This is a genomic window from Fictibacillus sp. 18YEL24 (genome assembly GCF_015903855.1).
GTDB classification, from domain to species: domain Bacteria; phylum Bacillota; class Bacilli; order Bacillales; family Fictibacillaceae; genus Fictibacillus; species Fictibacillus phosphorivorans_C.
In genome coordinates this window covers 200,636-223,599 of the sequence record NZ_JACZDT010000003.1, presented here as the reverse complement: position 1 = coordinate 223,599, position 22,964 = coordinate 200,636, and the positions used below count along the sequence as shown (strand labels likewise).

General features: G+C 39.3%; 25 protein-coding genes and 1 riboswitch. Of the genes, 7 read left to right on the top strand and 18 right to left on the bottom strand.

Translation table 11 applies throughout. The annotated features are described in order from the left end of the window. Positions 1-188: 188 nt before the first annotated feature. From HU823_RS11485 to corA, 13 genes are all read right to left on the bottom strand, one after another. Positions 189-1,463, bottom strand: coding sequence for a homoserine dehydrogenase (locus HU823_RS11485; protein WP_197222121.1), 1,275 nt, complete (start codon positions 1,461-1,463; stop codon positions 189-191). Continuing rightward, entirely contained in the window at positions 1,450-2,547 is a 1,098-nt protein-coding gene (gene metX, locus HU823_RS11480) for a homoserine O-acetyltransferase MetX (RefSeq protein WP_370630064.1), read from the bottom strand. The genes HU823_RS11485 and metX overlap by 14 nt, the downstream gene beginning before the upstream one ends. Further along, on the bottom strand, positions 2,525-4,216 hold the full coding sequence (acsA, locus tag HU823_RS11475) for an acetate--CoA ligase (protein ID WP_197222120.1): 1,692 nt from the start codon (positions 4,214-4,216) through the stop codon (positions 2,525-2,527). The genes metX and acsA overlap by 23 nt, the downstream gene beginning before the upstream one ends. Continuing rightward, positions 4,213-4,944 (bottom strand): ABC transporter ATP-binding protein, encoded by a 732-nt coding sequence (locus HU823_RS11470; protein WP_197222119.1) that lies wholly within the window; start codon positions 4,942-4,944, stop codon positions 4,213-4,215. Before HU823_RS11470 ends, acsA begins: the two co-directional genes overlap by 4 nt. A gap of 15 nt (positions 4,945-4,959) precedes the next feature. After that, positions 4,960-5,805 carry an ABC transporter permease gene (locus HU823_RS11465; RefSeq protein WP_197222118.1) on the bottom strand — a complete coding sequence of 282 codons (846 nt, stop codon included), beginning with the start codon at positions 5,803-5,805 and terminating at the stop codon, positions 4,960-4,962. Positions 5,806-5,829: 24 nt separating this feature from the next. After that, positions 5,830-6,819: an aliphatic sulfonate ABC transporter substrate-binding protein gene (locus HU823_RS11460; protein WP_144702466.1), complete on the bottom strand. Its 990-nt coding sequence runs from the start codon at positions 6,817-6,819 to the stop codon at positions 5,830-5,832. 104 nt (positions 6,820-6,923) lie between these two features. After that, entirely contained in the window at positions 6,924-8,714 is a 1,791-nt protein-coding gene (locus tag HU823_RS11455) for a PLP-dependent aspartate aminotransferase family protein (protein WP_144702469.1), read from the bottom strand. A 185-nt stretch (positions 8,715-8,899) separates the two neighbouring features. Then, positions 8,900-9,018: riboswitch (SAM riboswitch) on the bottom strand. A 181-nt stretch (positions 9,019-9,199) separates the two neighbouring features. Next, entirely contained in the window at positions 9,200-10,303 is a 1,104-nt protein-coding gene (locus tag HU823_RS11450) for a hypothetical protein (protein ID WP_197222117.1), read from the bottom strand. A 262-nt stretch (positions 10,304-10,565) separates the two neighbouring features. Further along, positions 10,566-11,213, bottom strand: a complete 648-nt coding sequence (locus HU823_RS11445; RefSeq protein ID WP_191753108.1) for a nitroreductase family protein — start codon at positions 11,211-11,213, stop codon at positions 10,566-10,568. Positions 11,214-11,302: 89 nt separating this feature from the next. Then, positions 11,303-11,527 (bottom strand): hypothetical protein, encoded by a 225-nt coding sequence (locus HU823_RS11440; RefSeq protein WP_144702478.1) that lies wholly within the window; start codon positions 11,525-11,527, stop codon positions 11,303-11,305. 86 nt (positions 11,528-11,613) lie between these two features. Next, positions 11,614-12,135, bottom strand: a complete 522-nt coding sequence (locus HU823_RS11435) for a hypothetical protein (protein ID WP_144702481.1) — start codon at positions 12,133-12,135, stop codon at positions 11,614-11,616. A gap of 106 nt (positions 12,136-12,241) precedes the next feature. After that, positions 12,242-12,673: a general stress protein gene (locus HU823_RS11430; protein WP_144702484.1), complete on the bottom strand. Its 432-nt coding sequence runs from the start codon at positions 12,671-12,673 to the stop codon at positions 12,242-12,244. Between the two features lie 64 nt (positions 12,674-12,737). Continuing rightward, a complete protein-coding gene (gene corA / locus HU823_RS11425; RefSeq protein WP_144702487.1) occupies positions 12,738-13,691 on the bottom strand; it encodes a magnesium/cobalt transporter CorA in 954 nt (317 codons plus the stop codon). 219 nt (positions 13,692-13,910) lie between these two features. Between corA and HU823_RS11420 the strand changes: the two genes are divergently transcribed. Then, a complete protein-coding gene (locus HU823_RS11420) occupies positions 13,911-14,303 on the top strand; it encodes a hypothetical protein (RefSeq protein ID WP_144702489.1) in 393 nt (130 codons plus the stop codon). A gap of 108 nt (positions 14,304-14,411) precedes the next feature. Here the strand turns inward: HU823_RS11420 and HU823_RS11415 are convergent, their stop codons facing one another. Then, positions 14,412-15,239: a VanW family protein gene (locus HU823_RS11415; protein ID WP_197222116.1), complete on the bottom strand. Its 828-nt coding sequence runs from the start codon at positions 15,237-15,239 to the stop codon at positions 14,412-14,414. Positions 15,240-15,444: 205 nt separating this feature from the next. Here HU823_RS11415 and HU823_RS11410 point away from each other — a divergent pair, with 205 nt between their 5' ends. Next, positions 15,445-16,356, top strand: coding sequence for a permease (locus HU823_RS11410; protein WP_144702495.1), 912 nt, complete (start codon positions 15,445-15,447; stop codon positions 16,354-16,356). A 15-nt stretch (positions 16,357-16,371) separates the two neighbouring features. Then, the gene (locus tag HU823_RS11405) at positions 16,372-17,226 is read left to right on the top strand and encodes a TIGR03943 family putative permease subunit (protein ID WP_197222115.1); all 855 of its coding nucleotides are present in this window, start codon (positions 16,372-16,374) and stop codon (positions 17,224-17,226) included. A 37-nt stretch (positions 17,227-17,263) separates the two neighbouring features. Here HU823_RS11405 and HU823_RS11400 read toward each other — a convergent pair whose 3' ends face one another. Next, positions 17,264-17,965 carry a vanadium-dependent haloperoxidase gene (locus HU823_RS11400; protein WP_197222114.1) on the bottom strand — a complete coding sequence of 234 codons (702 nt, stop codon included), beginning with the start codon at positions 17,963-17,965 and terminating at the stop codon, positions 17,264-17,266. A gap of 222 nt (positions 17,966-18,187) precedes the next feature. Here HU823_RS11400 and HU823_RS11395 point away from each other — a divergent pair, with 222 nt between their 5' ends. The 3 genes from HU823_RS11395 (at position 18,188) to HU823_RS22130 (ending at position 20,151) form a co-directional block, all read left to right on the top strand. Next, on the top strand, positions 18,188-18,991 hold the full coding sequence (locus HU823_RS11395) for an FkbM family methyltransferase (protein WP_197222113.1): 804 nt from the start codon (positions 18,188-18,190) through the stop codon (positions 18,989-18,991). A gap of 100 nt (positions 18,992-19,091) precedes the next feature. Beyond that, positions 19,092-19,874 (top strand): rRNA adenine N-6-methyltransferase family protein, encoded by a 783-nt coding sequence (locus HU823_RS11390; RefSeq protein WP_197222112.1) that lies wholly within the window; start codon positions 19,092-19,094, stop codon positions 19,872-19,874. A 154-nt stretch (positions 19,875-20,028) separates the two neighbouring features. After that, complete coding sequence (locus HU823_RS22130; RefSeq protein WP_255520062.1) at positions 20,029-20,151, top strand: hypothetical protein; 123 nt, start codon at positions 20,029-20,031, stop codon at positions 20,149-20,151. 74 nt (positions 20,152-20,225) lie between these two features. Here HU823_RS22130 and HU823_RS11385 read toward each other — a convergent pair whose 3' ends face one another. Then, entirely contained in the window at positions 20,226-20,651 is a 426-nt protein-coding gene (locus HU823_RS11385) for a MarR family winged helix-turn-helix transcriptional regulator (protein ID WP_186320587.1), read from the bottom strand. 263 nt (positions 20,652-20,914) lie between these two features. Here HU823_RS11385 and HU823_RS11380 point away from each other — a divergent pair, with 263 nt between their 5' ends. Beyond that, a complete protein-coding gene (locus HU823_RS11380; RefSeq protein ID WP_144702513.1) occupies positions 20,915-21,148 on the top strand; it encodes an XRE family transcriptional regulator in 234 nt (77 codons plus the stop codon). A gap of 42 nt (positions 21,149-21,190) precedes the next feature. Here HU823_RS11380 and HU823_RS11375 read toward each other — a convergent pair whose 3' ends face one another. Both HU823_RS11375 and HU823_RS11370 read right to left on the bottom strand, forming a co-directional pair. Continuing rightward, positions 21,191-21,673, bottom strand: coding sequence for a hypothetical protein (locus HU823_RS11375; protein WP_197222111.1), 483 nt, complete (start codon positions 21,671-21,673; stop codon positions 21,191-21,193). Positions 21,674-21,908: 235 nt separating this feature from the next. Then, positions 21,909-22,931, bottom strand: coding sequence for a fatty acid desaturase (locus HU823_RS11370; RefSeq protein ID WP_144702519.1), 1,023 nt, complete (start codon positions 22,929-22,931; stop codon positions 21,909-21,911). Positions 22,932-22,964: the final 33 nt, after the last annotated feature.

Genomic DNA, 22,964 nt, shown 5'->3' with positions numbered 1-22,964 from the left:
TCTTTAATTTTTTGTGTATGATTTGGTTTATTTGCTCGTTCGCGGAGGTTTTTGATCGTTCAAAGACTTTTATGATCGTTCACTATTATTCTCTACCCAATACAAAACCCACACACTAAAAAAACATTGCAGGAGCCACTCTGCAATGTTCGTCTAATCCACTTAATGAAGCCAAACTTTCTTTTATCCTATAGATTGATTACTTTCTTTAGAAGCAAATCCTTTTGCTCAGCCCTCCCCTCTGCCTTCTTCAATTTTCCTGCTATTTCATAGACAACAAGGTCACGATTTTCTTCTAACAAAAGGGCTGTACTCACATGGCACTCGATCAGCAAATAGACGAGATCATCTTTTACTTCTTGCTTTAAAATTTCTATCTCATCTGCTCCATGAAATCCTACAGATGAGCCAATTACAACGTATTCTCCAACTAATGTCGAATTTGTATCTTCATTACTTCCTTCTTCTGAAATAGAAGCTGAATTTTTCTTTCTTGCTACAGAATGAGGCTGCAGCACATAAGTCAAGTCTTCCACCATTGCGCTTGCTGTTGGAAGTTTGCCTGCTCCTGCTCCTTGAACTGTAACTTTACCTGCGAGGCTCGTATCGACCATAATCGCATTTTGGACGTCTTCCACCCCATATAATGGATGGTTTGCATCAACTAAAACAGGTTTTACAGATGAAATGAATTGGTCGCGGTCACGGCGGATCCGCGCCAAATGCTTCACCTTATATCCCCAGTCTTTAAATACCGAGATTTGCTCTTCCGTTACTTCTGTTATCCCTTTTCGTTCTACGTCCTCCCATTTCGGAGTCTCACCAAAAGACAACTCGCTGAGAATCATTAACTTATAGAATGCATCATGACCCTCTATATCACTTGCCGGATCAGCTTCTGCATAACCTAGTCTCTGTGCAGACTTTAACACTTCATGAAACGGAAGACCTTTTTCCCTCATATTCGTTAAAATGTAGTTGGATGTACCGTTTAATATCGCTTCGACTGAGTATATTTCATTTACTTGAAGAAGCTGAGAGATGCTCCGAATGATTGGTGTTCCACCTGCTGTTGTCGCTTCATAACCAACATAACGATCAAGAGCTTCTGCCTTATCAAGCAATGTTCTTCCATGTCTTGCAAACATGACTTTATTCGCAGTGATTACATGACACCCTTTATCAAGAGCACGGCTTAAGTAAGTAAAACCTGGCTCTTCACCTACGATTGCTTCAAATACGACCTCTAGTCCATCGATATTAAGAATCTCATCAAAGTCAGTAGTTATTAGAACATGCTCATCCACTTCACGCTTCTTAGATCCATCTTTCACCAATATTCCTTCGATCACAACCTCTTTACCAAGCACGGCTTGAAGTTGTTCTCTATGCGTTTTAAGTGCTTCATATACACCTTGGCCAACTGTTCCAAACCCTAGCAGCGCTGCTTTAATAGGTGCCATATTGCAGCCTCCCTTCTTGTCTCAATGCTTCTCTTACATGTGGTCCCCATTTCTCAAATTCTACTAAAAATCCATCATGACCGAAGTCTGTTTCAATCGAATAGTAGGTTCCGAATCTAGTATGTTTTATGAAATTCTCAATCACTTCTGGTGGATATAGAAGATCGCCTTCATAACCAAAAGCATATACTTCAGCTTGTATTTGTGAGGCTGCCCTCTCCCAGCCACCGAGTTTATCCCCGATATCAAAAGCGTTCATCGCGTATAGAAGAGATACATAGCTCTCCACATCAAATCGTTTGGTCAATTTCTCCCCTTGATACGTAAGATAGGAATCTACTTGAAAGAACGGCTTACCTTCATCGTCTTTTTCTTTGATCTCTCTATTGAATCTCTCATTAAATAGTTTTGGTTGACGATACGTTAATAGCCCAGCCATACGTGCGATCTCCAAACCTGCTAATCTCTTTTCGCCTCTATAGTTACCACTCTTATACACAGGATCATTTTCGATCGCATGAAGGGCAAGTCTATTAAAAGCCACACCATAATCACTTAAGAAGGGAGTTGCCGCAAAGATAAATACTTTTTCTAAAAAATACGGAAACTGCACAGCCCATTCAAGTGCCTGCATACCGCCGAGTGATCCTCCCATGACCGCAAGAAGTCTCGGGATCCCTAAAATGCTAAGGGCCTGTCGCTGTGCGCGAACCATATCTCTTACCGTTACAAAAGGAAATGACTTTCCATAGTTATCTCCGGTTTCAGGATTCTTACTTGCTGGACCCGTTGAACCACTGCACCCTCCGAGTACATTAAATGTAATGACTTGAAACTGGTTTGTGTCTATATATTGATCAGGGCCAACTAATCCACGCCACCAACCTGGGTCTTCTTCTGATCCGTAAGCATACTGATTTCCAGTTAAAGCGTGGCAGAGTAAGACAACAGGGCCTTTAGCGTTACCTGTCTTCTCAAAAGCTAATTCGGCGTTCGGAATTACTTTTCCTGATTCTAGAGCAAAGTCACCGATTCTGACCTTCCCTATCTTTCTTGACGCATCAAGCAAGTTTTTGTAACTCACGGGCTTTCAGCTCTCTTCGCAATATTTTTCCGCTGATCTTTGTCTTTGGAAGCTCTTCTACGATTTCGATCTCACGAGGTGCGGCATGTGCAGCTAATTGGCCTCGAACAAAGATTCGGATTTCATCCAAAAGCTCTTTACTCTCGCTATATCCATCTTTTAGAACGATGAACGCTTTCACGATTTCTCCACGTATGGGATCTGGTTTGCCGATTACTCCTGCTTCGGCAACTGCTTTGTGCTCGATCAGTTTGCTTTCGACTTCAAAAGGTCCGATTCGTTCTCCCGAAGAATTAATCATGTCATCTGAACGTCCTTGGAAAAAGATATAATCATCTTCGTCTTTAATAGCTAGATCACCAGATACGTACCACTCGCCCCAACTAAAATACGAATCATATTTTTCAGGATTCTGCCAAACTTCTCTCATGATCGCCGGCCATGGAGCCTTGATCGCTAAATGACCTACGGCATAAGGAGGCAGTTCATTTCCGTCTTCATCCAATACGGTTGCGGTTATGCCAGGAAATGCTTTTCCCATCGATCCAGGCTTTATTGGCTCTGTTGGAAGGTTCACAATAAGCTGTGCACCAGTTTCCGTCATCCACCACGTATCATGAATTCTTTTTCCGAGAACGTTCTGTCCCCAATAGATCACTTCTGGATTCAATGGCTCGCCTACACTTAATATGTGGCGAAGCTTAGAGAGATCATAGTGTTCGGGAAGCTCATTCCCTTTTGCCATCAACATGCGAAAGGCTGTTGGAGCGCTATACCAAACTGTTACACCTGTTTTTTGCAAAGTTTCGTACCACGTTTCTGCTTTAAATCGCCCACCATGAATGACAATGGTAGCTCCGTTTAATAATGGAGCAAAAACGCCATACACCGTTCCTGTCACCCATCCAGGATGAGCCGTGCACCAATACACATCATCTTCTTGAATATCCAACACCCATCTGCCTGTAAGATATTGCTGCACCAACGCTCGATGAGCATGGATGATCCCTTTAGGTTTTCCAGTAGAACCAGAAGTGTAGTGGATGTTCAGACCATGTTCAGGGTCTACCCACTCAATCTGACTCTCAGTGCTTCCCACACTCTTCAACTCTTTTTGAAGCGAGATTTCACCTTTATCTCCTTCACCATCTGTTAGAAAGACCGTGTGAAGACTTGGGAGATCCTCTCTTGGTACACGCTGATACAACTCTTCATTTGTAAGCAAGAACGTTCCTTCACAGTCACTGATTCGGTCTCTTACTGCATCCGACATGAATGCTTCAAATAACGGACCCACAATAGCTCCAAGCTTTATGGCAGCTAACATCGCGATATGACAGTGATGGTGTTTTGGCAAGAAAACAAAAATAAAATCTCCGCTCTTTACACCATGCTTTTTTAAAACCGCTGCCCACTGATCTGTTGTTTCCTTTAGTTCTCTATAATTCATTTTTATTTCTTGTGAATCGTCTATATAATGAAGAGCTGTTTTTTCACCTCTTCCTTCTTCAACATGACGATCTACACATTCATAGGCCATATTCGTCTTACCATCACTTCGTCTATTGAATCTTTCGGTAAAAGTTTCCCAAGAAAATTCTGTATTCCTTTGATCTTCTGAAATATTATGTGTTCCTTCGACTGGATGAATGGTGGCTAGTTTTGTCATTGATGTTCACCTGCTGCTTTCTTTTCAACGTTTAATAGATGTAAGATGTGAGCTTTTTGTTTAGAAAGGTAACCGTCTCCACGGGTTCTCGGTCTTTGTTTTTCTATTGAAACTTCGCTATACACTTCACCTGGCTGACCTTTTAAGATAAAGATTCGGTCACATAAATAAAGAGCTTCATCAATATCGTGAGTAACTAAGATCATCGTGGTTTTCTTTTTTTGCCATATGGATAAAAGAAGATCTTGAAGCTGCATTTTAGTAAAAGCATCTAACGCACTGAACGGTTCGTCTAATAATAGAATTTCCGGTTCCGTAATAAGCGCTCTTGCTATTGCTGTACGCTGTGCCATCCCACCTGATAAATCTTTGGGGTAATGGTTCTCAAAACCCGTTAAACCTACTAGATCTAAATACGTTTTATATTTATCCGTATTCCTCTCTTCTTTTTTCAGTCCGAATGAAATGTTCTTTTTTACAGACAACCAAGGCAGAAGGCGAGGTTCTTGAAACATCATACCGATCTTATTATTCGATCCATTTTCTATTGAAATCGTACCTTCATACTGTTGATCGAGCCCTGATAATACGCGAAGCAATGTGCTTTTCCCACAGCCGCTCGTTCCTAGAACTCCAATAATCTCCCCTTCCTTTACAGAAAGGTTGATATCTTGAAACCCGGCCGTGCCATGATTAAACGTACGTTTTAAACGATTTACCTTCAGCATTTGTTTCCCCTCCTTCTATCCTTGATTGGTCATACTATCTTGCCATTTTAGTGAACGATGTTCGACCCATTTCAAAACGGCATCCGTTATTTTTCCTAAGACTGCAAATAGCAAGATGCTTGCAATTACCGTATCTGGTGAGTATGTGTTCTGACCTACCACGAGCAGATAGCCTAGTCCTTCACTTGCTCCCATAAGTTCTGCCGCTACTACGAACATCCACCCAAGTCCTAACCCGCTGCGCATACCTGTAATAAATGAAGGTAATGCAGCTGGCAATATAATGCGTTTTGTTAGCTGGTAAGGTGTGAGCTGATATATTCTTCCGACCTCAATAAGCTTACGATCCACACCTTGGATTCCTGCCACAATATTTAAATAGACAGGAAAAAATACACCTACTGCGATTAATGAAATCTTGGAAGGTTCTCCAATTCCCATCCAAAGGATAAAGAGCGGTACCCACGCGAGAGAAGGGATAGATCGAATGGCTTGAAACAATGGGTCTAATAGTCTTTCTGCTGTTTTTGCATAACCTACGATTGCACCGATTACAACCGCCGCTCCCGTTCCAATTGCAAATCCTAAGAATACCCGCGTCAGGGTAATAGAGATATGACCGAACAGTGAACCATCTTGATACATACTGATTATTTTTTCTAAAATAATGGTTGGTGCTGGCAACAGATGTGCGGCGAGAAGTCCTGTTCTAGCGGCGATTTCCCACGTTATTAATAAAATGATAGGCAAGATAGAGCCTATAAGGATTCCTCTTCCTAATTGGAATATGCCTTTAGAAGTTGAGAGCTTTTGAGGGGAAGCTCTCTGGGCTATTTTCCACTTATGAGTTTCAGAAATCATCGACACTTCCTCCTCTCTCTCTCCTTATTGGTTGATCACTTTTTCTGCGTACTTCGGGTTGATCAATTTCTTTACCAGATCTTTGATGTTAGTATCTTTTTTGACAATCTCTTCTTTTTGGAGTACTTCGCCTGCAGCCGATATAGCTTTTTCATGCTGTGATCCTGGAACAGGTTCCTCGAAGTTGTTTCGTTGCAGTTGTTTTTTTGCGACATCTTCTTTAATCCCCGCTTCTTCTGATAAAAGTTTTGCTGCTTCCTCTGGATGTTCAATCGTCCATTTTCTAGCTTTTTCGTAAAGTTCAACCACTTGTTCTACTTGCTTTGGATGGTTTTTCGCAAATTCAGAGCGTACGTTTAACGTGCCATACGTATTAAAATCTGGATTGCGATAAATGTACTTCGCTCCGGATTCAACTTCTGTTCTAGCCATATGTGGATCTAATCCAGCCCAAGCGTCCACTTGCCCTTTTAAAAGTGCGTTCGCTCCATCGGCATGTTGTAGATTTACGATCTGTACGTCTTTTGCAGAAAGGCCGGCATCTGCAAGTGCTCGTAGTAAAAAGATGTGCGGGTCCGTACCAAATGTTGCCGCTACTTTCTTGCCTTTCAGATCTTTTACATCTTTAATCGTTGATCCATCTGCTGCAACAAGTGCTGTCCATTCTGGCTGAGAATAGATATAGACTGACTCGATCGGAGCACCTTTGTCTTTTGCGATTAAAGCTGCCGCACCAGCTGTGGATCCAAAATCAACGCTATCTGAATTCAAAAACTCGAGCGCTTTGTTACTTCCTTGACTTTGAACCCATTCCACTTCAATGCCTTCTTTTTTGAACGCCTCTTCCGCCCAGCCAAACTTTTTAAGTGCTAGACTTGTTGGAGAATAAAAGGCATAATCTAGTCGGATCTTCTCTGGTTTTTCTCCCTCTTTTGCACTGCTTGAACAGCCTGCTAACACTAAAGCGCCAGCTAAGCTTAATGCCAGTGCTGCTTTCTGCCAGATCTTCAACATGTACTTCCCTCCACGTTTATCTCTTTTTGTATGGCTATTTTTGTGAGTTACTCTTGATAGTCGTTGACTTTTGCTCCAAGATGCTCGCTTTCCAATTTCTATTTTTAAAGTTCACACGCATACGTTGAAATGGTTCCTCTTAGTCGTTGTGCTTCTTTATACGTACATCTGTTATGAACAACATCAATTCCGGCTTCTTTCGCGATTCTTGCAGCTTCTGGCGAGATGACGCCTTCTTGCAGCCAGAACACTTTTGGCTGTGTGATCGCCGCTTCTTTTGCGAGCTCGATCGCCGCTTCTGGACTTCTAAATACTTGAACCACATCGATCGGAAACGGAATGGATTTTAAATCTGGATATGCTTTTTCATCTAGCACTTCTGTCTCTCTTGGATTAACCGGAACAATTTTATAGCCAAGGCGCTGCATTTTTCTAGCTAATCTATGGCTTGGTCTAGCAGGGTTAGAACTGAGTCCTACGATTGCCAGCGTCTTAGGACGTTGAATTTCTTGACCGTTCTCGATTGCTCGATACAGTGATGATTGCAATGCCCAACGAATAACACCCTCATCGTTAATCGTGATCTCTGTTTTATCCGATCCTATTCCTGTTGCTGTTTGTATCGCACGATCAAGATCATTCGTAAGATCTTTTACGGATTCAAGTCCGATCGATAACCGAATCAGCTCTTCTGTTACGCCTGTTGCTATTAATTCTTCTCCACTCAACTGCTGATGAGTAGTAGAAGCAGGATGGATGATCAATGATTTTGCATCCCCAACATTTGCAACGTGTGACCATAAGGAGATGTTGTTGATGACCTTACGTCCTGCATCTCGCCCACCCTTGATTCCAAAGTTTACGATCGAACCAAAACCATTGCTTAAATATTTTTTAGCAAGCTCATGACTTCTGTGCGAAGAAAGACCAGGGTATGAAACCCAATCTACTGCTGGATGTTTTTCCAGGTATTCCGCTACTTCTTGTGCGTTCTTCGCATGTTTTTCCACTCGTAGATGCAGTGTTTCTAAACCTTGTAAAAGAAGAAATGCATTGTGTGGACTCAAACATGCCCCGAAATCTCGTAAAAGCTGTACGCGTAATTTAGTCGCAAAAGCTAACGTTCCAAAGTCATTTGCGTATCTTAATCCGTTATAACTGTTATCTGGCTCAGTGAATCCTGGATATTTCTCTGAGTTCCAATTAAAGCGTCCTCCGTCTACCACAACACCGCCAATAGCTGTTCCATGTCCGCCTATCCATTTTGTTGCTGAGTGAATGACGATGTCTGCTCCATAGCTTAATGGTTTGGTTACATATGGCGTTGCAAACGTATTATCAATAATTAAAGGTACACCGCTCTCATGCGCAATTTCTGCTACTGCCTCAATATCTAATACGTTAAGACTCGGGTTACCGATCGTTTCAGCAAAAAATGCTTTCGTGTTTGGAGTAACCGCTTTTCTGAAGTTCTCAGGGTCTTCTGCATCTACAAACTTTACGTTGATTCCGTATTTTGGAAGAGTAGTAGAAAACAGGTTATAAGTTCCTCCGTATAAATTCGTAGCTGCAATAATTTCATCGCCTGCATGTGCGACGTTTAAGATAGCAAGAGCGATTGCTGACATACCGGAAGAAGTAGCGACAGCTGCAACACCATCTTCTAGAAGTGCAACTCTTTTCTCAAAAACATCAACAGTTGGATTTCCGATTCGGCTGTAGATATTTCCTGGCTCGTCGAGTGCGAAAAGGCTTTGCGCATGATCTGTATCAGAAAAAACATAGGAAGTAGTCTGGTAGACAGGTACTGCTCGTGATCCTGTCGTTGGGTCAGGCGCTTGCCCCCCATGTAATAGCAATGTTTCAATATCGTATCCGTCAAAAGATTTTGTCATTGTATTCGCTCCTTCTTATTATTCAAATAAAATCTATAGGAAAACTAGGGATAAAGATTATTGCTCTTCCCTTTTGCTATATTCAATTTTTAAAATGAAGTAAGTGACTAAGTGATGTTTGTGATTGAAGTATGATAAGGGGGAAAAAGAAAAACCCCCTTCCTAAGAAGAGGGTTTTGGTCCTCCTCTTATCTTTCAGATCAAAAACTAGATCTGTAGGAATTGGCACCTTTCCAAACCAAAATGTGGTTTGTTGGTTGCCGGGCTTCATCGGGCCTAGTCCCTCCGCCTCTCTGGATAAGAGATATTCAAATTATGTTTAACACATTAACGTGCTGATGTTTGTTTTGTTCTTGAATAGGATTATAGAGTATGATGTTTTAGAAAGTCAACTGTTTTTTGAAAAATCATAAAAGTTATACAAAAGAATGAGTGTTCAACTGTCAGCTTTGAATTAAGATTATGCCCATGCTATGCCGGTTATGCTAACTTTGTTCCACTTTTTTCATCAAACCACTGAAACTCTTCGATTTTTTTACAAGTACCGTTATTCGATTGGCAATTGCCTCTTTCTCTCCGAATCGGATTTTCTGTTCAGACGTTAATTCTTCATTCTGAAGCAGCTGCCAATGCGTTACAGTTAGATCAGTAAGTTGGATAAACTCCTCTTGTTTAACTCGACGCTTTACTGCTAGATCTCCATTAGAATAACCTTCTAAAAATCCGTCTGCCATTCTTTTCAATTGATCTTCATACCGATCAAATTCGTGCCGTGCATAACGCGGTGCATTAAAAAATGTTGGGAACAAGGTACGGTAATTATTAAGAAAATTCCCCGCCAGTGAATCACCACTATATAGGATCGGTAAAGGATCGATCAAACAGACAGTACCATCTGAATAAAGCAATACGTTCTCTGGAGATGTATCTTGGTTCGTAAGTACAATCGTATGATTCTCGATCTCTCTATCTTCCATACAGTTTTGAAGGTCAATCAGAGCTGATGGAGACACGGCACCATCATATGTATGAATAAATTTTTGAAAATCATCTATGTATTCCTTGTTTTCTTCTTTCATAGATTCAGAAACATCTGACTGAAAATTCCCTTCAATATGTTTTCCGTTCCATGAGAGATAACCGAACCCTTTTAAGCCATGATGTGCAGCATTCATCTTGCGAAAGAACTCACCAAGCTCTGCTCCGATATGAAACGCTTCTACAGCCGTTAGTTGATCAAGCTTGATTGCCTTTCCCGCATAAGATTCAACGGTAAATGTTCTGTCTTTTTCTACATGATAGTTGAAAAAAGCGGGGCAGATTCCTGGTTTAACTTGGTTAGCTAGCTCATAATATGCTCTAGTCCCTGCATATTCTGAGTGAATGGCTTCTTTATCAAACTCAACGTTCTTACCGTAGGCCTCTCCTTTCGGAAAACGAACGACCACAGCATCTCCAGAACGCAGCTGAACAAGATAAGCAAGATGCCACGCTCCTTCACCTAAATATTGAACTTGAGTCGGATCTTTAAGTTCTTCTAACCCACTTTTTTGCAGTGCATAATCAATCAAGTCAAATGTCTCTTTCATAAGAAGTTCCTCTTTCTAAAATTGAAAATACGTTACATGAAACATATATTCGGTGTCTGTCGAAAAAAATCCTTTTTTCTTAGGTTTTCTTGTAGGTCTGAAGCCTTATGGAGGGATAAGAAAAGGCGTATGAGGAATGTAAAAGCGGTGTGGCCGTGTATTTTCGTATGGCGCTCGTATTTTTCGTATGGCGCTCGTCCAGCGAGCCTAACAGACGCTGGACGAGCTCTTCAAGAACTTACAAAGTGCCGATTACCATCAATCAATCTACATATGTGACGATTTCTTCTACTGCTTTTCTTGCGAGTTTTTTCGGTTGATCTTGTGGATGCCCCAGTGAAATTACCATGTTGATCTGTTTCTTAGACGGAATTTCTAAAAAGTCGCGAATCGCATCTTGCGCAAGCAATACTGGGCCAGTCATCGGACAAGTACCAAGTCCACGCGCATGGGCTGCAAGCATCAAGTTTTGAATCGCTAAGCAGCTGCTCTTGATTCCTTCCTCTTCCCAAACCGATTCTTCAGCAAGTTCGATCGGATCAAAGATTTTTTCACGAAACTTAGACTCGTAAGGAGTGGCTAAACAGATAATCAACACAGGTGCCCCAGAGAACGCCGTCGCATACGGACCGAAAGAGCGCGTCAGCAATTTTGCTTCCTTCGTTTTGCCGTTCTCTTCAGCCCTTGCAGCCAATTTATGAATAGCATCCCACGTCATCTCTTCAATTTTCTTTACTTTATCTTTGTTTCGAATCACAATAAATTCCCACGTTTGTGAATTCGTGTCACTCGGGGCGTAACGGGCGCAATCCATGATTTCATAAATGTCTTCTTCAGCAACCGCTTGATCCGTAAACTTTCGAACACTTCTTCTGCCGTGCACGATTTCTTTAAAATCTTCGTATTTCATGATTGTCTCCTCTAGCACATGTATTGGATATTCTAAATGTATTATACAAAAGATTGGAACTCTCTACAAAATACGTAAAAGAACAGTGCTTATTTTGCACTGTTCTCTGTTGATTCTATATCTTTTTTCGTTTTAATTCTTAATCCGATTAGGATGAGTGAAGCTCCTAATAATACACTTACAATATGGATGGGATCCATATTAAGTGACTCCCTTTGAACATTTAACTTCTCTACGTACATTCCTAGCAGATAAGTACTGATCAGAACGATTATACCAGCAGTAATGAGTCCAGCCTTAACATATGGCTTCATGGAAAAACCACCTTTTCCCTTTTACATTTAACTTATTCTTAGGAAAAGATAGAATACCTTTATTCTTTAAAAACAAATTTAGCTAACTAATTGGCTTTTGCAAGATTCATCCGTTCTTCAACGAAAGAACGCACTTCCTCTTCAGCTTTTTTCTTGATAACAAATTCTACATATCTTTCACCTGTATGAAACCGAACTAATCCCCAGCTCGGATACCCCGGGTTTTCAGCTTGAAGCCCCGTTATCCAATCCACTGAATCAATCTGATTCCAATCATAAAATTTCGTTGCCGATACAACGCCCCTCTTGCCGATCGCTCCGCGCCATATTTGAGTAAAATAAAGCAGTGTTAGAAACACAAGTAAACAAATCATTAATACATTAACGGGCATTGAGAGTTTCAACAAACCAAAACCTTGTGTGATAATGACCACGATCATAATCTCATGTGTCCAAAAATTCTTTTGTGTATATTCTCCACTATAAGAAAGTCCATAGACAGGAACTGCTCTTTTTTTGTCTTTCACATTTTTCAAAAGGTAGTAAACGGCTGCAATGATTCCTAATACGATTAAGATTCCAAAAAACACATTTAAGAAAAGTTCCATGTTTAAACACCCCACGTATCTTATATACAATAATACGAATAAACAATGGAAAAAGTTTCAAAAAAGTGAAAAGACACCTTTTAAGAGGTGCCTTCAAAATCTACCTTTATTTTCGTTCAACCATCACTAAGATCTTGCCATCTTGTAAATCCTGCATGTATCTCTCTGCATCACTTTCCGAAACGTCCATGTTTTGAAGAATTTCTTTCATATCCGTCTCATCGTGATCAAACATTGCAGCAAACGGTCCAGCTGCTAAAAGTGGTCCGACCCCTGGTACTCCGAGGCCAGGAACAGCAATCCCTCCGCCGATACCTGTTAGAAAACCTGCGATCGTGCCATATGTCGCACTGTCTGCATCATCTTCTGTAATCTTTCTTTCGTTTACATGTGTCTCGTCTGCCACATGATCAACCATCTCATCATCTTTCGCAACGATCGAAATATCAGATGGATGATATCCTTTTTCGACCAATGCCTTGATTGCGCCAACCGCTTCTTCTTCTTTCGTATATGTACCTATGATATCTTTTTTCATTTGGTTTCCCTCCAAACGCTTCTTTACAAGTAGGTTCCCCTGTTAAGCATTTTTTAAACGGTACTCAATCTTGTTCAAACCAACCTTTTTTCTTGAACCAAATGGACATAACAGCTCCTAAAAAGACCATAAAACCAAGTACATAGAAGTAACCATTCTTAGTTTGAAGCTCAGGCATGTTTACAAAGTTCATCCCATAAAGGCCCGCAATAAAGGTTAACGGCATGAATATCGTTGTAATTACAGTTAATGTTTTCATGATATTGTTCATACGGTAAGAGTTAAGAGAGATGTAATTATCACGAATATCAGATGTCATCTCTCTCGCTGAAGTCATCATATCGGTTAACCTCAGGAGATGATCATATATATCATGAAAATAGGACCTTTCATCCGCATCTAAACCCACTCGTTTTGATTCGAGCATCCGATACAGAAGCTCGCGCATAGGTACGACAGTTTTTCTTAATGTTAAGAGATCTCCTCTAATATCAAAGATCTGGTTAATGATTTTGGGTGCTTCATCATCTTCGTTGCTTTCGATGGAAATTACCCGTTCTTCTAATTCATGCATAATGGGAAAATACATATCTACCAGTTTATCCATCATCTTATGAAGAAGTTCATTTTTACCTAGTTCAGGCGGAATCGTCTCGAGCCCACTTAAATACTTCCATACAAAATCAATCTCTGGAACGTTTGTTTTATGATACGTAACCACACAGTTTTTTGTTGTGAAGATATCAACCTCAGTTGCTTCAAGTGTGTTTTTGTCTAAAGCGTGAACCACATAAAACAGGTGATCTTCATAAAATTCAACCTTTGGACGTTGCAAGGCATTCACACAGTCCTCAACAGCAAGAGGATGGAAGTCAAAAAAAGTGCGCAATAAATTGGTTTCACCAGATGTCGGACAGTCAAAGTCAACCCAGAACCAATCAGGCTTCATTTCATTGATTTGCCGAAACGGTGGATTGATGATTACTTTATGATCGATGATAGCGATTGTACGGACCATGATTACACCTTCTTTCACTTATTATCATTTCCCTAATTTCTTTAACTTTTTTCAGTGGTTTGAAACATTTGTTTAGGTATGTAGCATTTATCTACAATAATCGATGCTTTTTATTTTGACAATAAAAAAACTACGATCTTTTAATGATCAATAAACAACTTTCTATTTTCCTTAATCTGTTAAAATATAGTGAAGTAAGATATGGGGGGATTGTTAGTATTGAACAAAAGAATGGTACTATCTTTTGCCTTTATATTATTGATAGTTTCAAGTGTTTCCGTTTATAAATTCGTTCTTGAGAAGCACCGTTACTCATCTGTTTCTATAGTTCCCGAGCATCGCAAAGACCTCCCACTTTACGAGGGATTAGAATTTCAAGATCATTATTATTTGATTAAGGGCAATCATTGGTATGAGATTTATAAATTTTATAGAGATACTCTTCCGCACCATGGATGGAAGCCCGTTTATAAACATGCCTCTATAGAAGATTGGGGAGGATTTATGTTGAGGTTCCAAAAAGGTGATAAAGAACTCCATATTGATGGAGGCTGGCACCCAAATGTTAATGAAACAGAAACTACTTTTGACCTTAATCCTGTCCACCATTAAACATAATAAGTAGATGAAAAATTTATTTGTTAATATTGATGGAATCCTAACCGTATGTTGAGATGTTTAAATAAACCCTTAGCCACTTGAAACCGCCAAGGGTTTTTACTATGCGTTTTTTTGATTCGCCTCAAGCAGTGGCTCGTACATCATGATGGCATGATTCTCGGTAACATATTCATCATCGATCTGTTTTCTTTGACGGTTAAATACTTTGCGATGAATCAAATTATGTCTTAAATATCCACCCCAATAAGCAGGCGTGATCCAATGTTCCTTTTCATACACTTCATACGATTGCAGTGGTTCTTGATCTGTCCGCCATTCTCCCACAAGGTGAGTATCCGTTAAAAATAAGTGAAGCTGGTAAGGCTGATTCGTCGTGTTCTTAATCTGCAAGTCTAAGTAGTTATAAGCACAAGTCGCTCCGCTTCCAAACGGCTGTGTACGCTTCGAGTCTGGAAACACATCATAACTGTGTCGGTGACGCTCTGTGACAGAGAGCGGTGTATGCAGGGTCATCCAATAGATCAAGTTTGAGAGCTGACACAGGCCACCACCCGTACCCTTCTTAAATTTTCCGTAAAACAAGACCATTCCATCAACATACCCTTTTGAGCGTGTTGTCGTTCCAATGCTTTTCCAATACGAAAATGTTTCCCCAGGTTGGATCACGATACCGTTTAATTGTTTGATAGCAATCCTGAGGTTCTTCACTTTATTATGCTGATACCACATCTCTACATCTTTTAATTTCCGAAGAAGAATCGTCTGATGTGAAAAATGAACATAGGGCAGCTGTTTATTCTTCCTTGTTTTGGCGTACGTCTTTTCATCTGTAAACCACTCTATATATCTTCTAAGCATATAATACTTTTTTCCTAACGAGATTCGTAATGCCGAACGCCGTTTCGGACGCAGGTCAACATGGTTCATTTCCTTACTCCTTTTGCTCAATTTCATTATGGGAAATAAATTGTTTGGGGTCAGACCCCATTTCCCATTATCTTCTAATTCTTCATTTGTCATTTATTTTCCTTTGGTGCTTGCGTTATAGTGGGGATATTACAAATAAAAATTTACTTCATAAAGTTTATATTTTATGATGATAGGTAGTTTATAGAGTTGGAGGAATTATTGGATGCTCGACAAATCGTTTTTACAGATGAATACCGTATTTATAAGCATCCTCATCGAGGCACTTCCATTCGTTCTGATCGGGGTGCTTATCGCTGGTGTCATACAGATGTTTGTCACTGAGGAGATGGTGGCACGTATCATGCCTAAGAATAAGATAGGTGCTGTTTTATTCGGGGCTGTTTTAGGTGCAATCTTTCCGGCGTGTGAGTGCGGAATCGTACCGATCACAAGAAAGCTGATCGAAAAAGGTGTTCCTGTTTTTGCGGCCATACCTTTCATGCTCACAGGTCCGATCATCAACCCTGTCGTTTTATTTTCAACGTATGTTGCGTTCGGAAACAGATGGGAAGTTATGATCTATCGAGGCTCTCTTGCCATGATTGTTGCTGTTTTATTAGGTTTTATCCTTGCCGTTCAATTTAAAAATGTAAAAGTACTTAAGAATGAATTAGGTGCTGTTTCCCGCTCACCGTTTAACAACGAAACGGCAGCAACGGTCTCATCGCCAAAGATTTCTTTTTATAACAAACTAAAAGGTACGTTCGTGCATGCTGTAGAAGAATTCTTCTCTGTCGGAAAATACTTAGTAATCGGTGCTTTGATTGCTGCGAGTATGCAAACGTACGTAAAAACATCAACACTTCTAGAGATTGGACAAGGTGAAGTATCATCTTCTCTTGTGATGATGGGATTAGCCTTTATCCTCTCTCTTTGTTCAGAAGCTGATGCTTTCATCGCGTCTTCGTTTCAAAGTACATTTACAATCGGTTCGATCGTTGCGTTTCTTGTCTATGGTCCGATGCTGGATGTGAAGAACGTCCTTATGATGCTAGCGGCTTTTAAGAAAAAGCTCGTTGTTAGTCTTGTTGTATATATCACGATCCTTGTTCTAGTCGGATCTCTATTTCTTTAAAGGGGGTGCACATCTATGATTCGAATCCTGATCTTAATCGGATTTACCTTTTTGTTCATGCATCTGCATGCTACAGGGGATATTAGCAAATATATTAACATGAAATATTCATATATCTCGTTCTCTGCCATATTTATTCTTGGCTTTCTTACGCTCGTTCAGTTCTATATTTATGGAAAGAGTGATGATGGTGAACATGAACATGATGATTCATGCACACCTGATTGTGGACACGATCATCATAAAAAACCTTCTCGACTAAAAAATGTAACTGTAAACAGCATACTCATTTTCCCCATCATTTCTGGGTTATTCTTTCCTATCGCCTCTCTTGATTCTGAAACCGTAAAAACGAAAGGGTTCCACTTTAAAGGCCTTGAGAACGAAGGGGATTTTGGTGAGCACCAGTTTTTAAAGCCGGATACCAGTGTTTATTATGGAAAAGAAAGCTATAATTCTGTTATGGATAAAGAACTTAAGCCATTTACAAAAGGAAATCAGGTTGTACTTAACGATAAGAACTATCTAAAAGGCATGGAGAGCATCTATTATAAACCTGGCATTTTTCTCGGAAAAAATGTTCAGTTCAAAGGGTTTACTTACAATGCAGAAGATCAAACTGCTAAATCGAACGAACTTTTCCTTCTACGTTTTGGAATCATTCACTGTATTGCCGATTCTGGCGTTTTTGGCATGATGGTCGAATTCCCAAAAGGCACATCATTTCCTAATGACAGATGGATCGAGATTGAAGGGAGTATAGAAACCCAATATTATCAACCGTTTAAAGCCGATATTCCTTATGTAAAAGTGAAGGACTGGAAAGAAATAGAGAAACCAAAAGAAGAATATGTGTATCGAGGATATTAAAGGAACCGGACATTTTACGTCCGGTTTTTCTTTTTGCTTATATATTTTGCGATCGTATTAAATTCACGACGATTTCGCCGAGCTGTCTTCCAAGTGACAGCCCCTCATCATTATCTACTTTAAAATGGACACCAGCATATAACCTAGACATCGCGCACTCTTCCATGAGCCAGTGAATGCGATTTCTTTCTTGAGGAAAATAATAGCTTAGTATGGGTTCAGAACACCCTGCCATAACAGCATGTGCCGAAGGATAACCAGGAAAACTAGGCGTCATCAACACTGTCTTTAAGTTTTGGTCGTATTGACAGGGTCGAGCTACATCCCAAAGATATTTAAAATGCCACGTGATGACGAAAGCATCATTGATTGCAGCTTGATAAAACGCTAAAAATCTAGCAGCCTTTGTTGAAGCAAGTCCATATGTTTCCATCATCTGAAATACGACTGGAATGATCTGTTTATTCACCTCTCCGGCAGCCCACATTTGTGCAATGCGTATCTGTTCAGGTGTGATCTGCTGCATCACCTGTTGCACAATTTGAAGTTCATTGGCCCAATTAATAGTATTAGGATCCTTGATTCTCCACGTGATTTGATTACGAAACGGATCCAAGAATGTATTACTTTCTCGTGTTATAAAAAACATCGGCCAATTACCTGCTTCTGGCGTTACGGGTGTCGGGGGATAACTTTCACCCGGATAAGGTATTTTAGACCACCTCAAATAATTTCTCATCTCATCCCCCCTGTTTCACGTGATACCCCATGTTATGTGAAGGGACAAAATGATTAGAACAAAGTCATAATCTTAAAAGTGGTTAAACAAACATTTTCTATTCATATAGGAGATTAAGAGTAATTGAAGTTCCCTAAGTGCCGTATATACATATACTGTTGTATAGTTGGCCGAGCTCTAACAGCTTGTGGCAGCTTTTTCAGTTGAAAGTTGGTGGAAGATTTGAAGAACGTAATAAAAAATGAAGTGTCCTTTAATGTGACTGACGATAAACAGTTCGCATCCTTTTGGAACAAGGTGTTTCCTAATCATTGGGAAGACTTTACGTTTCAAGTTTTGGATCATTTCTTACATCCGGACCGAAATTATTTAGATATAGGCTCTTGGATCGGACCCACTTTACTCTATGCAGCAAATAAGTCGAAACATTCGTTTGGCATTGAACCTGATTCAGTAGCCTATGAAGCATTGAAAACAAATATTAAGCTAAATCCAGAACTCAAAGAAAAAATTACGACTGTTAACAAAGCTCTATCTTATAAATCAGGGACGATGAACTTATATAAACGAACACAATTTGGTGATTCTAGTTCAAGTTTAGTTCGATCATTATCAGATGATTTTCAAACGGTTTCTGTAAGTACTCTTAAAGAATTAGTGTCTGATTATAAGATTACAGATCTCGCACTCATTAAAATGGATATTGAAGGAGGAGAGTATCTCCTCATTCCTTCTATGCAGAAATATTTAAAACGGTACAAGCCGCCTTTATATCTATCACTTCATCCTGAATTTCTAAAAAGCTCGATGAAAAAGAAATGTTCATACTTTTCGGAAAGAAAACTACGTAAATCTTATATAAAAAAAGTAAAAAAACTTATACAAAGTTTAGATATGTATGACTACATTTATTCCTCTCCTTCAAAGAGAATCGAAAAATCAAAATTACTTCAAGCTCTGTTAAAGAATGATGACCCGATCGAACTGCTTTTCACAACCACTGCCTTAACTTTAGATCAACGATAAGGTGTTGCCGAATGCGCACCTTTCCCTTTCATTCATTCCCTCTATTCAATCGGCTCCTCATTTGGTATCATTTTCCTTAAAACATGAGGAGCTGATTATAATGACTTTGCTTAAACAATCGTTTAACTTTGTGGCTGATTCGTATGAAAAGTACCGGCCAACTTATCCCCAAGAGCTTTTTGAGGACATTATTCGTTATGCAAACCTTGATGAGGATCATACCCTTTTGGAAATAGGAAGTGGGACTGGTAAAGCTACAGAAGGTTTTGTTAAAGAAGGCATCTCAACCATCACTTGTATTGAATATGGCCTAAACTTAGCTCAGCTCACTCAGAAGAAGTTTTCATCGTATCCAGATCTTCGCGTAATCCATTCAAGTTTTGAAGATTGGAATCATCCAGAAAAGGTCAAATACAATCTTGTTTTTTCTGGAACAGCTTTTCATTTTATTCCTTATGAGACCGGGTATCAAAAAGCCGCCTCTCTTTTGAAAGATGATGGGGTATTAGCGCTCTTCTGGTTTGTTCATATTCCTTCTTATGAACCCGTGTACGTTTCTATTCGTAAAGCGTATGCATGCTTTGCTCCTCACTTAGAAGACAGCCATGCTCCTACCCTTGCTGAATTTATTGAGAAACAAAACAAACAGACGATGGCATCAGGAGCATTTCAAGATTTACAAACACATACATACACATGGAACCAAACCTATACAGCTGAAGAATATGTAGGATTATTAGATACACATTCTGGTCACCAATTATTAGATCCTGAACAAAAAGCATTGCTCTATGAAGAAATAAGAAATGCAATCCTAACGCAAAATTCAGGTGTGATTACAAAAACACATGCAGTTGCATTATTCTTAGCAAAAAAGAAGTGAAATTTTTAAAAACTATAAGCATTCCCCTTCAAATGTCCTGTTCTCTCTTTGTATGATATATTCCTAGGAAAGCTGTACTATTGTTTCGACAATTAAGAGGATATTTATCGATTGAGAGAGAATTATGGAGAAAACCAAGAAGGGAGGAAAAAAAATGAGTGAAGTGATCATCCGTCATCTTGTGAAACGTCATTTCACAAAGAAAAACATACAAGATCAGCATCTTCAACAGCTGCTTGTACATTTTCTTCTTTCAGCAAGGAAAGATAAACATTAAAAAAGATAAAGATATCGCCATCATATAATTCTTTTATTAAACAAGAGTATCTGATTTTTAGCAGATACTCTTTCTTATTTATGGGTGTTTAATGCTTTCGTTAATATTTTCAGAGCTTGCATGATCGTGTTTCTTTCAAATTCAGAGAGTCCTTCGATATTTTTATTGAGACGTGTACTCAAGATCGTATTTAAATGAGATAACGTACGAACTCCTTTTTCACTTAATAGAAGAAAAGAAATTCTTTTATCACTTGGATTCACGCATTTTTCAACAAGACCCATTCTCATTAATGATTTCACTTGCCTGCTGAAGGTCGTTATATCCACCCCAACGTTATCTGCAATGTGTTGCATAGAAGGCTTTGAGTGTTTACTGATCTCATAAAGAATATGACTAAGTGCTAAAGTCAAATCTTCATCTACCAAGCGACAACTGTTCTTTTGTATCGTTTCATATCTTCTACTTAAATTCTGCAGCAGATCTCTGACATCCTCCACAATTAAGCACCACCTTGTATCCACTATAAGGTATACGCCGAATTATTAAAATATTTTTAAAATAGCCTTAAAGTCAAAATAGGTTTTTTTACCTATATCCCTTCAAGGAATATACTCTTTTTTTGGCGTATTCTGTAGATTCGAGAGTGTTTTTAGTAGAAAAGACTTATCCACATACAAGAAATAAGGTTTAATTGTTATTCTATAGGGGTACCCCATAGTTATAGAGATAAAATTTGGCAATTAAATGTTTGGGGGTATCATTGAATATGTACAGAGTGGAGCAGAAACGCAGCAAATTAGGTATGTGGCTCGAACAGCATAATAAAGATACTGATTGGTTGACCCGAACGTCTGGTATCGAAAGACAAACGATAGAAGAGCTCGCCTATAATCCAAATAAAAATCCAAGAATGATATGTTTACGGAAGATATTATATGCGGTAAAAAAGGTTGATCCTACTACTAAACTTAGTGATTTATGGGATATGAACTAATACAAGCACCTCAGACTAAAATGAGGTGCTTGTTTTTTTATGTTAATCTTTATTCAATAAATCATCTACTTTTGAACGCATAGAACTCACTACTGTTTTTTTGTATCGAACAGCAAGTAACAGCACAATTAGTCGTTTACGTAGAGACAGTTCATAATAACGTGGATTCTCTTTAAGGAAACTCTTAATGATGGAAAGCACAGTTGGACTCACTTTATTGAAACGTTTAACTTCCTCCTCCTTTTTTAGAAATCTTAAGCTCTGTAACCAATCCTTTATGTCTGTTGTTCTAGGATGTTCATCGATCATACATAATGCATACTTACTTTTTGTGTGTTTTGTTAAATATTCATATCGATCATTACCGCTAATAACACTGTACCCCGTTTTCTTATCTCTCTTTACTACAAGCATATGCATAGAGTCCCACATTCGATTTTTTAGCATCTTCACGTGTTCCGTTAATTTTACCGTATAATCCGGCTTTATTTTAGATAGAAGAATATATTGAACATTCAACTTCATGCTATATCTCCTCTTTCCTGTGGAGCATCGTGTAAGTATTCTATGACAGTAAGTGTGCAAATGGTGCCTATGGATAATCGTCTAGGTTAGTTTTGAAAGTAGTTGATTTCCGCTATAGGTTGTTGTTTCCACAGGCAGACGTAGCTACAATATGAAACAACTTTAAGCAATAAGTAAAAAAGCCACTCCCCGCACGTTTTTTGCTAACGTAACGAGGAGTGACTCTTAAATGTTTTTATGCAGCTCTATTCTTCCGAATAAAATTACGAATATCACGATTTCCGATAAACTTCTTAGACTGCTCACACCAAAGCTTAAACGTCAATGATTTTAAACTAGTAAGAAGCGTAAGCGTTGGTACATCTTGAAGTCGTGGATCACTTTTATGTGCTTTTTCCAAGTGATAGTTCGGCACACGAGAGTTCAAGTGATGCACATGGTGAAAACCGATGTTCCCTGTAAACCATTGTAATACTTTTGGCAGTTTATAAAACGAGCTTCCTTTAAGAGCAGCTTCAACATAGTTCCATTTTTCGTTATGTTCGAAATACCCATCTTCAAACTGATGCTGAACATAAAATAACCAAACTCCTGAGAAAGTTGCAATGTAGAAGATCGGCAATTCAACTAATAAGAAAGCTTTCCAGCCAATCGTAAATCCAACTGCTAATACGATTGTTACTAGTGCGATGTTCGTTAACCAAACATGTATTTTTTCTTTCTTTGAAGCATTCTTTGCATTAAATCGATAATCGATCAAGAAAATATATAGTGGTCCGATCAAAAAGAGCACGATCGGGTTTCGGTATGTTCTGTATTGTAATCGTTTAAACCAAGAAGCTTCTGCGTACTCTTGAAGCGTCATTGTCCATACATCACCAACCCCACGTTTCTCAAGGTTTCCGTTCGTTGCATGGTGTGTTGCATGGCTATTCTTCCATTGTTCATATGAACAAAACGTAAACAGACCTGTAAAAATCCCCACGATCTGATTAGCTTTTCTGCTTTTGAAAAATGAATAGTGTGTGCAATCATGAAAGATGATAAATGTTCGAACTAGAAAGCCGGCTGCTGGCACTGCACAGAGAAGTGTCAACCAAAATGATATATTTAAACTCAAATAAGCCAATACCCATAGAATTAAGAATGGTCCTACTGAATTAACTAACTGCCATACACTTGCTGATATACGCGGGCGCTCAAATGGTGCTAATTTTTTCTTCCATTCACGAATGTCGTACTTCGAATGTTCGCTCATTAAATCAGTCTCCTTTAACTTCACATCTTCACT

Coding starts and splice junctions, on each gene's coding strand:
- HU823_RS11455 (WP_144702469.1), bottom strand. CDS start 8,714: ATGACAAAATCTTTTGACGGATACGATATTGAAACATTGCTATTACAT.
- HU823_RS11435 (WP_144702481.1), bottom strand. CDS start 12,135: ATGGAACTTTTCTTAAATGTGTTTTTTGGAATCTTAATCGTATTAGGA.
- HU823_RS11415 (WP_197222116.1), bottom strand. CDS start 15,239: ATGAACCATGTTGACCTGCGTCCGAAACGGCGTTCGGCATTACGAATC.
- HU823_RS11400 (WP_197222114.1), bottom strand. CDS start 17,965: ATGAGAAATTATTTGAGGTGGTCTAAAATACCTTATCCGGGTGAAAGT.
- HU823_RS11430 (WP_144702484.1), bottom strand. CDS start 12,673: ATGAAAAAAGATATCATAGGTACATATACGAAAGAAGAAGAAGCGGTT.
- HU823_RS22130 (WP_255520062.1), top strand. CDS start 20,029: ATGAGTGAAGTGATCATCCGTCATCTTGTGAAACGTCATTTCACAAAG.
- HU823_RS11485 (WP_197222121.1), bottom strand. CDS start 1,463: ATGGCACCTATTAAAGCAGCGCTGCTAGGGTTTGGAACAGTTGGCCAA.
- HU823_RS11450 (WP_197222117.1), bottom strand. CDS start 10,303: ATGAAAGAGACATTTGACTTGATTGATTATGCACTGCAAAAAAGTGGG.
- HU823_RS11460 (WP_144702466.1), bottom strand. CDS start 6,819: ATGTTGAAGATCTGGCAGAAAGCAGCACTGGCATTAAGCTTAGCTGGC.
- HU823_RS11410 (WP_144702495.1), top strand. CDS start 15,445: ATGCTCGACAAATCGTTTTTACAGATGAATACCGTATTTATAAGCATC.
- HU823_RS11370 (WP_144702519.1), bottom strand. CDS start 22,931: ATGAGCGAACATTCGAAGTACGACATTCGTGAATGGAAGAAAAAATTA.
- HU823_RS11405 (WP_197222115.1), top strand. CDS start 16,372: ATGATTCGAATCCTGATCTTAATCGGATTTACCTTTTTGTTCATGCAT.
- HU823_RS11470 (WP_197222119.1), bottom strand. CDS start 4,944: ATGCTGAAGGTAAATCGTTTAAAACGTACGTTTAATCATGGCACGGCC.
- HU823_RS11465 (WP_197222118.1), bottom strand. CDS start 5,805: ATGATTTCTGAAACTCATAAGTGGAAAATAGCCCAGAGAGCTTCCCCT.
- HU823_RS11440 (WP_144702478.1), bottom strand. CDS start 11,527: ATGAAGCCATATGTTAAGGCTGGACTCATTACTGCTGGTATAATCGTT.
- HU823_RS11375 (WP_197222111.1), bottom strand. CDS start 21,673: ATGAAGTTGAATGTTCAATATATTCTTCTATCTAAAATAAAGCCGGAT.
- corA (WP_144702487.1), bottom strand. CDS start 13,691: ATGGTCCGTACAATCGCTATCATCGATCATAAAGTAATCATCAATCCA.
- HU823_RS11390 (WP_197222112.1), top strand. CDS start 19,092: ATGACTTTGCTTAAACAATCGTTTAACTTTGTGGCTGATTCGTATGAA.
- acsA (WP_197222120.1), bottom strand. CDS start 4,216: ATGACAAAACTAGCCACCATTCATCCAGTCGAAGGAACACATAATATT.
- HU823_RS11445 (WP_191753108.1), bottom strand. CDS start 11,213: ATGAAATACGAAGATTTTAAAGAAATCGTGCACGGCAGAAGAAGTGTT.